Source organism: Megasphaera geminata F0357, assembly GCF_000239275.1.
GTDB lineage: Bacteria > Bacillota > Negativicutes > Veillonellales > Megasphaeraceae > Megasphaera > Megasphaera geminata.
The window spans coordinates 26,724-37,795 of the sequence record NZ_JH417566.1 but is presented as its reverse complement, the minus strand read 5'-3'; the positions used below and the strand labels follow the sequence as shown (position 1 = coordinate 37,795).

Below are 11,072 nucleotides of genomic sequence, written 5' to 3'. Positions count from 1 at the left end.
TTTATCTTACCAAATCTTTCCCTGCCCTGTCAACCCCTTCTTTCCTGCCGGAGGGGTGCAACACATATGTTACACCCCAGATAGAAACCGGGAGAGACAGTCACGCGGTGATCCCTGCCCAAGGTGTGCATGGGGAAAGATCATCCGGAGCGGCAACGTATATCGCCGGCTGTGAAAATCCCCGATTCATCTTATATGTTTTATACATTTATTTCGTATAATATCCGCGTTCATTTAAATCCTGCATCATTCTGCTTATCTTGTATTATTAGAACATTCTTTCCGAAACAAATTATTATTTTATTTTTCACCCTTGTTTTTATAGTTTTAAAATTGTATAATTATAAAAAATAAATTATGTCAGGAGATGTTTGGATATGAACAAAAAGATACTCTTATTTGCCGCCGTCTTCATGACGGCAGCCGCTATCCTTACCGGCTGCGGTTCCCAACAGGAGCAAAAGACCGCTAAGGATACGTTAGTTATCGGCATGGAACCGACCTTTCCTCCTTTTGAATTTACGGAAGGCGATACCTATGTCGGTTTTGACATTGATTATTCCAAAGCGTTGTCCGGAATGATGGGTAAAAAAGCGGAAATCAAGAGCCTTGGTTTCGATGCTCTTATTCCTGCCCTGCAAAGCGGTCAGATCGACATGATCGCTTCGGGCATGGATGCTACGCCGGAACGAAAGGAACAGGTTAACTTCACGGATATTTATTTTAAAGGCGGTTATACGGTCGTCGTTAAAAAAGATAACACGACTATCAACGGTTTCGACGATTTAGCCGGGAAAACAGTCGGCGCACAAGTCGGCACCAAAGGAGTTGACTATGCCCAGGAGCACGGAGCCGTGGTAAAGCAGTTCGATCAAAATACACAGGGCTGGATGGAACTGGAAGCCGGGACGTGTGATGCCGTTGTCATTGACAATGCCGTTGCCATGTATTACTTGCAGCAGGGCGGCAGCAAAGAGCTGAAAATGGTAGGTGAACCGATTATCTCAACCGGTATGTCACTAGCAGTCAGCAAGGACGATCCTCAATTGCTGGAAAAGGTTAACAACGCTATGGCCGAGTTAAAATCCGACGGCACTTACGCTGAACTATACAAGAAATGGTTCGGTACGGAACCGAAAATTTAGATTTCATGTATAAGGCATATATCTTTGATTTCGATTATACCTTGGCCAATTCGGAAAAAGGCATAGTCATGTGTTTCGAAATACTTTTTGCCGACGAAGGTTACGGTCCTTATCCGAAAGACCGTATACGCGCCACCATCGGTATGACAATGTACGACGCCATGTCTTTGCTCACAGGCGAAACATCGCCGGCTAAACTGAAAGAACTGATTAAGCGGTACAAAATCCGTTATTCCGATAAATACATGACGGCAAACACACGGTTATATAAAGAAGTTGTTCCGACTCTGAAAACCTTGAAAAAACAAGGGGCCCTCTGTTGTATCGTTTCTACAAAAACCCGTTCCCGCATTATGGAAACGCTTGTTCGCGATAAGATAACGGATCTGGTTGACTGCGTCATCGGCAGTGAAGACGTACGGAGCCCGAAACCTTCTCCCGAAGGAATCAAAAAAATACAAAAACGTTACGCCCTGCCCGACAAAGACATTCTTTATATCGGCGATACGCTCATTGACGGAGAAACCGCTGCCAACAGCCGGGTTGATTTTGCCGCCGTGACGACAGGCACGACAAGCGCGGAAGACTTCAAAACAGCCGGTTATTACAGAATCATGAAAAACTTAAGTGAGTTAATTTAGGAGGTTTTTTTACAATGAAAAGAAAGTATATCTCCCTTTTAGCTGCAGCCGTTGCAGTAATTTCCGTTTTTATAGCGGGCTGCGGGAACAACACATCTGAATCCGACAACGCGGCGAATGCTCAAAAAACATTAATCGTCGGCACGGAGCCGACATTCCCGCCCTTCGAATTTACAGAAAACGAAAAAGACGTGGGCTTCGACATTGATTTGGCCCAAGCCGTCTGCGATAAACTCGGTTATAAGATGGAAGTCAAAAATCTTGGCTTCGACGCTCTTATTCCCGCTCTCCAGAGCGGTCAGATCGACCTTATCGCCGCCGGTATGGACGCCACCCCGGAACGCAGGGAACAGGTCAGCTTCACGGATGTTTACTTCAAAGGCGGTTATGTCGTAGTCGTAAAAAATGACAACTCGACAATCAACGGCTTTGATGACTTGAACGGAAAAACAGTTGCGGCTCAGATAGGTTCAAAACCTGCAGACCTTGCTAAAGAAAACTGCGCGACCGTAAAAGAAGTTGATACAAACACACAGGGCTGGATGGAACTGGAAGCCGGGACGTGTGATGCCGTGGCCATTGATCAGGCTGTCGCTCTTTACTACCTGCAACAGGGCGGTAAAGATAAACTGAAACTGGTCGGTGAACCTATTGTTTCCCGCGGCGTAGCAATGGCTACAAGCAAGGATAAGCCGGAATTAACGAAAGACATCAATAAAGCGCTGCAGGAACTCAAAGCGGACGGAACATACGCAAAATTATACAAGAAATGGTTCGGTACGGAACCTAAAGAATAAATATGCCATCTTTTCCATACAGATAAAGAGCCGGTCTTCTCTTCGTGTTCATACGTCGGGAAGACCGGTTCTTCGTATTCGGGGAACATTTCATAAACCTTCCATGCGGCCTATTTTCATCTTTCTTATGAAAATCACCGCGTCTTCTCACCGTCCAACAGACGTATCGGCGGTGTCGCATGATCGCTCGCCTGCATATCGCTGTGCTCAGGATTGGTGGGATTTTGTGAAGCGTGCAAATTCACGGCTGCAGCAGTCAGGGCTTTGATTTTATTTTCTTCTTCCGTCACTTCTTTAATAACCTTTTTGCTGACATTGTCGGGAACAAAGATATACTGGACGGGTAAATTCGCAGCTCCCGGCGGCATAAAATGAATCGTTATCTTATCACCCGCTTTAAATGTATCCACATATTCCATGGCATAAGCATCATTATACCCCATACTCCGTCCATTTCGCGGCAAGTCGATCCGCTTGACATCGGTCGAACCGTTTTTTTGCCGGCGGCTCACTTCAACAATACCCGAGTATTCGCCGCCAATAGGATTAAAGTAAAGATGAACCGCTCCCTTTCCCTTCGTATTAACCAGGACCGTATAGTCAACCCCGTAATTTCCGACATTTTCAGACGGCCGGTTATCAAGGATATCCGGTCCCTTGAGAAAAAGATCCGTCACCCCGTCAGCAAGACGAATATACGCTATACCGTCAGCAGGCATATACGGAACAACGGTCTTTAACAGACGGTCCTTTCCTTTAAAACGACCGCGCAGTTTTACATCATCACTGGAAACGAGAAAAGCTCGTTTCATAAATTCATGAGGGTCTTCATCAAACGGCATCATAACGGAAGATACCTGAGCCGCTCCGTCAACTCGAAAATCAACAATTCCCGAAAAGAGCTGATCCGGCAATACTGATACATTATTTAACCCTTCATCCAGCAAAACAGTGCCGCCTGCAGGTACCGTTATTTTCCGTTAATTCCGATGTTCTTTATAGTAAATCTGTGACAATTCACGGCCGACAGCATAATAATCCGTGCTGGGACGGCTATGCCAGGAGCCGTGCACATAAATATCGACAGGCTTATCCTCAGTATTGGACGCAACAACGACAAACTTTTTTAATCTATCCGTCTGATTGACATGATAAAAATACATGCGACTGTCGCCGCGAACAATATCACTATACAGCATGCCGTCCCGTTCCGCATATTCGGGACTGTCCGAAAAAAGAAGATTACCCGAATCAACCGGTGTCGAAAGAGCGATACTTTTCATCGGTAGACGGACTAACTTATCCATAACGGCAGGCGTACGTAAATCAGCGGCCTGCACGGAAACGAAAAAAAAAGACAACACGGTGATTGCCGCTATACGGCACCCGTACTTTCCAATATACATATACACTGTTCCTACCTTTCCAACTGTTTTACAATATCTCGAATTTTTTGAAATCTATGGGACAGTCCGGATTTCGTAAGCCCCGAAAGTTCGGCCAATTCGCCAAGCGTCGCTTCGGGATTGGCCAAGCGAAGTTCCGCCGTTTCCTGTAATTTCAGCGAAATATAGCCGTATTGACCGGAGGCCCGGAGCTTTTCTATATCCCTGATCTGGTTAATCGCCGCATCAACGGTCTTTTGCAGATTGGCCGTTTCGCAATTGACAATGCGATTGACATTATTACGCATTTCTTTAACAACACGCACGCTCTCAAAATCCAAATAGGCTTTATCGGCTCCGATATATTGCAAAAACGACGAGACCCCGTTTCCCTCTTTTATATAAACGAGGTATTCCCCCTTACGGTCGGTCAATTTTGCAGGCAAATGAAAGTGACGCATTAATTTGAGCAGCGTTATTGCCAGCTGTTCGTCGGGCGTCATCAATTCAAGATGATAATCGCCGTTAGGCTTATTAACGGATCCGCTGCCCATAAAAGCACCGCGTAAAAAGGCCCGCCCGTAATCATTTTTCTTTAATCGTAAATGCGGAAACTCGCGCTTCGGCGGGTACACATCCAACGCGGCAAGAGCAGCTGCCGCTGCCGCACCGGGAACAATGCGCAGGATATAGTAATTCTTTTTCCGCAATTTCAATCCGCGGCGCACACTTACTTCGGGAGCGACCTTCGAGATAAGTCGCCAACCTGAGAGAACGCGGCGGGCAACGGCATTATTGGCTGTACTGAATTCCATGCCGACGTAACCGTCACAACCGTACAAAACCGTTCCGCCCATACATAAAAGGGCAGCCAATTCGGCCCGGCGGCTGTTTATATCGTTTGTTTCATAATGGGCCGCTTCATTTTTCACATCTTCCGCAAAGGACATGATTCCTCCTAGCGCTTACGGTTATACCGTTTTAAATAATAATGCAGGAGTTGTGGCGATAAATCGCTGCGCAAGGCATTGATCAAATCGAAAAGAACGGTTGCCAACTTTTTCGGATCATGTGCGGAGCCCGTTTCTTTGCTGACAAGATTAGAAAGAATAACGGTAGCGCCTTCCCTGCTCGTTTCTTTTTTATCAATGCGCACGGGCTGTTGACCCGCTTCAGCATAATGCTGTAAAACCGGCGGATCGATTTCGCCGTTATTAGCCAGTACAAAATCGATAATTTCTTTACCGGCATGACGATTAATAGCCGCAACATGGTCGGACACGCTGTAGCCGTCCGTTTCCCCGGGCTGCGTCATTACATTGCAAATATAAATTTTCTTAGCTTCACTTTCAATGATCGCTTTGCCTATATCCGGAATAAGCAGATTCGGCATAATACTGGTGTAAAGACTGCCCGGCCCCAGGACAATGGCATCAGCTTGCCGAACGGCTTCTACTGCCGAAGTAACGGCCTTAGGGTCGGCGGGAGTCGTAAAAACGCGCTTGATTTTCCCTTTTACCAAAGGAATCTGCGACTCTCCCCGAACGACAGTACCGTCCGTCATTTCAGCATTCAGCAAAATCGTTTCCGCCGATGAAGGAATAACATTGCCGCGAACCTTTAAAATTTTACTGGTTGCATTCATGGCACCTTCCACATCGCCCAGAACTTCAATGAGCGCGGCAATAAAGAGATTGCCGAAGCTGTGGCCCGACAAACCGCCGGAACCGCCGAAACGGTGAGCGAAGAGTTTTTCCATAAGCCCTTCTTTATCAGCCAGGGCGACAAGGCAATTACGCAGATCGCCCGGAGCAATCATATCCAAATCCTGACGTATACGGCCGGACGAACCGCCGTCATCGGCAACGGTAACTACAGCCGTCAAATTGTATGTCTTGTTCTTCAGTCCTCGTAAGAGGACGGATAACCCGGTCCCGCCGCCGATAACGACAACCTTCGGGCCCTTGGATAATTTCAGGTTTTCAAGTATAAGATCACTGAAATTCCCCGATTCATTCGGCATGACAATCGCCAACATTGTACGGATAAGTTTCCGCGTGGCCCACCCCATAATGAAAACACCCGAAAGAAGTACGACAATACCGAGAGAAGCGAGTACGGTATAGTTGTAATGGCCCGTTGCCTCATAAAGCATACGGAAGGTCCATTCTTCAAGCGCACCGATCCATTCGTAATTAAATGTCAGTATCAAGCCGAAACTGGTTATCATCATACCGATACCGAAGAGAAAAAGCCACCTCTTCACGTGTACACCCGGCCGCAGCCATCTGAAAAGTTTCATTAGTAATCTCCCCTATCACTCTTCCCCTTCATAACCGGGAGCATCACATTCCACTTCATTCTTATCCATGTCTCGATGCTCGATGGTTACGGGAACTCCCCGGTCACGCAAATGCCTGTACATAGCTTCCGCCATGGCTACACTGCGATGCATACCGCCTGTACAACCGACAGCAATAACGAGTTGGCCCTTACCTTCCGCCTTATAATAAGGCAGAAGAAAATCGATAAAATCAAACCATTTCTTTTTAAATTCCGTCGTCACATCCGCAGCTTCCACATAATTGCGTACTGCCGGCACACGCCCCGACGAATGGCGCAGTGCCTCGATATAATAGGGATTCGGTAAAAAACGAACGTCTTCGACAATATCCGCATCAATGGGAATACCGAATTTAAATCCGAAGGAAACGACAGTAACGGAAAAAACATCTTCTTTACCGCGGATAGCATATTTTTTCTGAAGCACTTCTTTCAGTTCTTTTACGGATAACCCCGTCGTATCGAGGATAACATCGGCATGTCGCCGCAATTCGGCAAAACGTGAACGTTCGACTTCTATTCCCTTGCTGATGCGCCCCTGTGTAGCAAACGGGTGAACCCGACGCATTTCTTTATAACGGCTGATCAATGTCCGTTCCGATGCTTCCATAAATACAATCTCGCAGGATATGCCGTTACCGCGCATATCCGCCGCCGCTTGCCGCAGGCCGCCCAGATAGGCGTCATCACCGATACCGGCACTGACCGCTACGTGGCGTACGCGCTCACTGCCGCTTTGGGCACAGATAGAAGCAAATTCGGGAATAAGAGCAGGCGGTATATTATCAATGCAGAAATACCCCATGTCCTCCAAAATTTGCAGTGCATGGCTCTTACCGGCGCCGGACAGACCCGTGATGATGATTAAATGAAACTGTTCCATAAGAGATTCCCTCCATTATAAAACGAATCGTTCTAAAGCTTCGGCCACACCATCTTCATTATTTGTCGGGGCTACGTATGAAGCCGCGTCTTTTACTTCATCCACGGCATTACCGACAGCAACAGAAAAACCGGCAACCTTTAACATCGCCGTATCATTTTCGCCGTTACCGAAACTCACCGTTTCAGAAAGACGAATACGGTAATACCCGCACAGCGCTTCCAATGCTCTTCCCTTGGATGTGCAGGCGGCTACTATCTCCAGATAAGCAGGTCTGGAAAAAAGAACCTCCACGTCCTTGCCGAAGTCGGCAAGGATACGCTGCTGTACGGTATTCAGCGCTGAGGCAGTACCGAGCGCAAGCATCTTATTAGCTTTGCCCCGCGGAATCCGTTCAGCTGTCGCACAGGCAACGGCGCGAATACCGGTATGCTCTTCATAAGCCCGGACCAGTTCATTCCTTGCTCTCACATAGAGCGCATCATCTATATACGTCTGTACCGTCCAACCGTTCGTCTCCGCCATGGCATTTATTTTAGTCACCGCATCAACAGAAAGAGGGCGTTCAAAAAGCTTTTCTTTCGTCTCGGACAATTGAATAAGCCCTCCTGAAAAGAGTATGAGCGGTATATTTCCCAACTTCAATACATCTGCATACGGTTTAGCGGTTGCATACATGCGGCCTGTAGCGATAACCGTCATAATTCCTTCTTCACGAACCTTACGCAGGGCGGTTACCGTACGTTCCGAAACGGTACCGTCATCACGCAGCAGCGTATCATCCAAATCCAGCGCCACCAGTTTTATCTTATTCACGATTCGGTTGTTGTGTTCCCTTTGTGCGCCGCTCAAAAGTAATCCCGCCCTGATTATCGTTTGTTGTATTCCGTTTTGTCACAACATACTGTAAATCATCGGAAAATACCTCAGCCAGCTTATCGATTTTAGCCCGTTCTTCAGCAGTCGCCTTATCTCTGTTTTCAACGGCCGCAGCAATCATTTGGGCCATTTCATACCGCGTCAACCTGTATGCCGGACTGATTTTATCTTTCGTCGCGCCGGTCAGTCCGGCATCGGTCAGCTCCTTTACGTATATATACTCCCAAGAGTTTTTTTCCATCGTATCAAAAGGATTGGGGGCATACGGATTATATGCACTTGCCGTACAAATACCGATAAGTACGGTCATCACAGTTGCTACTATAAACTTTTTCATACATTTCTCCGTCTTATAAAAAATATACTCTCCGGCAACGCAATACCCTTACGCCGCATAGAGAGCATATCATGTCGCATTTGTTCTCAATTATCTTCTTCCTGTACGTCCGCTGTCGTTTCAGGAGCGGCTTCTTCAGCCGCTGCATCTTCAAGCACCATGTCGTCCAAAAGCCGCAGCTGGCTGGTCAGGATAGCTTTGCATTTAGCGCGGAAACCGTTAGCCTGTGCTTTTAATGTATCCAATTCCTGCTGTGTCGTCTGCATATTGAGCGCCGTTTCATCAACCATCTGCTTCTTTTTGTTTTCCGCTTCCTGCAAAATGAGCTCCGCTTCTTTACGAGCGGCAACCTTTACATTTTCAGCGGTCTGCTGCGCCAGCATAAGGGTGCTGTTCATGGTCGCTTCCATCTTTTCATACTGAGACAGTTTATCCTGTAATGATTCACAGCGTTCTTTCAGTTCACAGTATTCACGATATACCTTTTCATAATCTGCTGCAAGACTTTCCATAAAAGCGTCTACATCCTCTTCAGCGTAACCGCGAAAGCCCTTCTTGAATTCTTTATTATGAATATCCATAGGTGTCAACATGTAAATTTCCTCCTAACTGTAGTAAGACCTACATGTAGCGTCTTAATAAAACGCCGGTCCGCCCTTTGCGCGACGTGCCCGTCACTTCGGCAAGTTCCATCCGGCCCTTGCCGCGCAGTGAAATAACTGCACCGGTGCCGACTTCCTGAGACGCTCCTTTGGCAGGCTGCCAGTTGACCTGAACCCGTTCGCCTTTAATCGCTTCCGCCGCTTTTGTACGAGAAATGCCGAATCCCGACGAAACGACGGCATCAAGCCGCAACGACGCAACGGTTGTCTTAATTTCTTTTATTTTTTCCCGGCGGGGCGGAATAGAAGCGACAGGCACTTCCGAAATCGTAACGGAAACCATAGCGATCTTTCCTAAATTCTGCTGTAAATATGGCAACAGTTTCGTATCCACCAGGATAACGGCACCGTCTTCATGCATAATAATATCGCCGAAACGGCCGCGATCGATACCGAGACTCATAAGCGCCCCCAAAACATCGCGATGCCCCAGCAGGCGATAACGCGCATCCCAGGTAATACGGCAGGCCGTGAGCCCGAAATCGACGGACCCTTCATAATCGTTGCGGATAAAACATAATTTGACCCGTTCGGCGCCTTCATAACCGCCGTTAACCCGTAGGACAAGCGTCGCCGCATGAGCGCTGACAGTCTCCCCGATTTGCACGGCGCCGGGCGATACAAATTCACTTACCGCATAAGGGCGGCCTTTGTCCGTACTGTCGGCGAGATCGATGAGCCGGGCCGCCAGCGCGCCGTTATCGGTTCCCTTATAATATCGAATAATATTGTCTCTGTTCTTCACGCGACAATCACCTTAAGACCGAGGTTGTTCGGATTCATCAGCCGCTGTTTTCCAAGCCAGTTGTGCCGTAAAATCGCCGTATTCACGTTTACCGTGATCAACGGACACATTGCTGGGCACGCAAAGGAAAATATCCTTCCCCACTTTTTGAATATTGCCGTCAAGCGCATACGTTGCTCCGCTGATAAAATCAACAACCCGTTTGGACACATCGGCCGGCGTGTTTTCAAAATTGATAACGACAGGCTTGCGTTCACGCAAGTAATCGGCAATATTCTGAGAATCATCAAAGGTTTCCGGCTCAACGATCATCATTTTTAACGGACGGTCAGCCTGTGAACTTCCCAGGGAAGAACGCCGGGGTGCTGCAATATGGCGACGTGCCGGTTGTACCTCATCAAGGTCCTCTTCGTCTTCGAATTCTTCATCTGTTTCGAACTCGTCGTCTTCGTTGAGGCCTCCCACACTATTAACTACCTGTTGACATAAACTTTTCAATCCCATGATAAAATCCTCCTTAGTAATTTCGCGGCCCGAATATAGCCGTACCGACGCGGACGATATTTGCGCCTTCTTCAATCGCTATTTCAAAATCATGAGTCATGCCCATCGATAAACATCGGACCTGACCGTTCGGAAATTTATCTTTCATATCCTCATACAAGGCATCGGCTATACGGAATATGGGGCGTGCATCTTCACTATTCTCAAAATTCGGTGCCATACACATAAGCCCCCGTACACGAACATACTCCAATTCAGCCGCACGCCGACATATTTCCGGAAATACTTCCACGGCCATGCCCGTCTTGCTTTCTTCACGGGCAACATTTACCTGTAACAGTATATCTTGGACCTTGCCGATTTTCCCGGACTCTTTATTTATTACTTCCAGCAAATGTACAGAGTCAACAGAATGAATGAGGTCAAAATGCGCAACAGCCTGTTTTACCTTATTTGTTTGCAAATGACCGATAAGGTGCCATATTACATGATTGTCGGGGAAAGATTCCTGCTTACTCAATGCTTCCCGGACACGATTTTCACCGACATCCGTCACCCCTGCGGCTACAGCCTCCATCAGCTCTTCAACGGGATGATTCTTTGTAACGGCCACCAATGTAATAGGGTCTGTTCTGCCGACACGTTCCGCACTGGCGGCAACGCGCTTGCGAACGCTTTCGAGATTCTCTCTGATCAAGCAATTTCCCCCTGTCATAAAAAAAAACTTATACGTATCCATTATATATATTTG

14 protein-coding genes are annotated in these 11,072 nt (G+C 47.3%); 3 read left to right on the top strand and 11 right to left on the bottom strand.

The features are described 5' to 3' along the window. Nucleotides 1-377: 377 nt before the first annotated feature. Genes HMPREF0080_RS00815 through HMPREF0080_RS00805 form a run of 3 tightly spaced genes read left to right on the top strand, consistent with a single transcriptional unit; the run spans nucleotide 378 to nucleotide 2,583 of the window. Nucleotides 378-1,145: a basic amino acid ABC transporter substrate-binding protein gene (locus HMPREF0080_RS00815; protein WP_006789181.1), complete on the top strand. Its 768-nt coding sequence runs from the start codon at nucleotides 378-380 to the stop codon at nucleotides 1,143-1,145. Nucleotides 1,146-1,150: 5 nt separating this feature from the next. Beyond that, a complete protein-coding gene (locus HMPREF0080_RS00810) occupies nucleotides 1,151-1,786 on the top strand; it encodes an HAD family hydrolase (RefSeq protein WP_040346704.1) in 636 nt (211 codons plus the stop codon). A 14-nt stretch (nucleotides 1,787-1,800) separates the two neighbouring features. Further along, nucleotides 1,801-2,583 (top strand): basic amino acid ABC transporter substrate-binding protein, encoded by a 783-nt coding sequence (locus HMPREF0080_RS00805; RefSeq protein ID WP_006789179.1) that lies wholly within the window; start codon nucleotides 1,801-1,803, stop codon nucleotides 2,581-2,583. Between the two features lie 134 nt (nucleotides 2,584-2,717). Here HMPREF0080_RS00805 and HMPREF0080_RS00800 read toward each other — a convergent pair whose 3' ends face one another. The 11 genes from HMPREF0080_RS00800 to HMPREF0080_RS00755 form a co-directional block, all read right to left on the bottom strand. Next, on the bottom strand, nucleotides 2,718-3,530 hold the full coding sequence (locus HMPREF0080_RS00800; protein WP_006789177.1) for a hypothetical protein: 813 nt from the start codon (nucleotides 3,528-3,530) through the stop codon (nucleotides 2,718-2,720). Between the two features lie 33 nt (nucleotides 3,531-3,563). Beyond that, nucleotides 3,564-3,989 carry a hypothetical protein gene (locus HMPREF0080_RS08985; RefSeq protein ID WP_006789176.1) on the bottom strand — a complete coding sequence of 142 codons (426 nt, stop codon included), beginning with the start codon at nucleotides 3,987-3,989 and terminating at the stop codon, nucleotides 3,564-3,566. An 11-nt stretch (nucleotides 3,990-4,000) separates the two neighbouring features. Beyond that, nucleotides 4,001-4,918: a DNA-binding protein WhiA gene (gene whiA / locus HMPREF0080_RS00795; RefSeq protein WP_006789175.1), complete on the bottom strand. Its 918-nt coding sequence runs from the start codon at nucleotides 4,916-4,918 to the stop codon at nucleotides 4,001-4,003. Nucleotides 4,919-4,926: 8 nt separating this feature from the next. Then, nucleotides 4,927-6,270: a gluconeogenesis factor YvcK family protein gene (locus HMPREF0080_RS00790; protein WP_006789174.1), complete on the bottom strand. Its 1,344-nt coding sequence runs from the start codon at nucleotides 6,268-6,270 to the stop codon at nucleotides 4,927-4,929. Nucleotides 6,271-6,285: 15 nt separating this feature from the next. Further along, nucleotides 6,286-7,194 carry an RNase adapter RapZ gene (gene rapZ / locus HMPREF0080_RS00785; protein ID WP_006789173.1) on the bottom strand — a complete coding sequence of 303 codons (909 nt, stop codon included), beginning with the start codon at nucleotides 7,192-7,194 and terminating at the stop codon, nucleotides 6,286-6,288. Between the two features lie 15 nt (nucleotides 7,195-7,209). Next, nucleotides 7,210-8,046: a Cof-type HAD-IIB family hydrolase gene (locus HMPREF0080_RS00780; protein WP_245527177.1), complete on the bottom strand. Its 837-nt coding sequence runs from the start codon at nucleotides 8,044-8,046 to the stop codon at nucleotides 7,210-7,212. Further along, nucleotides 8,003-8,410: a hypothetical protein gene (locus HMPREF0080_RS00775; RefSeq protein ID WP_006789171.1), complete on the bottom strand. Its 408-nt coding sequence runs from the start codon at nucleotides 8,408-8,410 to the stop codon at nucleotides 8,003-8,005. Before HMPREF0080_RS00775 ends, HMPREF0080_RS00780 begins: the two co-directional genes overlap by 44 nt. An 86-nt stretch (nucleotides 8,411-8,496) precedes the next feature. Next, the gene (locus HMPREF0080_RS00770; RefSeq protein WP_040346695.1) at nucleotides 8,497-9,003 is read right to left on the bottom strand and encodes a DivIVA domain-containing protein; all 507 of its coding nucleotides are present in this window, start codon (nucleotides 9,001-9,003) and stop codon (nucleotides 8,497-8,499) included. 28 nt (nucleotides 9,004-9,031) lie between these two features. Continuing rightward, a complete protein-coding gene (locus HMPREF0080_RS00765) occupies nucleotides 9,032-9,817 on the bottom strand; it encodes a YlmH family RNA-binding protein (RefSeq protein WP_006789169.1) in 786 nt (261 codons plus the stop codon). Nucleotides 9,818-9,829: 12 nt separating this feature from the next. Then, nucleotides 9,830-10,321, bottom strand: coding sequence for a cell division protein SepF (locus HMPREF0080_RS00760; protein ID WP_006789168.1), 492 nt, complete (start codon nucleotides 10,319-10,321; stop codon nucleotides 9,830-9,832). 13 nt (nucleotides 10,322-10,334) lie between these two features. Continuing rightward, a complete protein-coding gene (locus HMPREF0080_RS00755) occupies nucleotides 10,335-11,018 on the bottom strand; it encodes a YggS family pyridoxal phosphate-dependent enzyme (RefSeq protein WP_040346686.1) in 684 nt (227 codons plus the stop codon). Nucleotides 11,019-11,072: the final 54 nt, after the last annotated feature.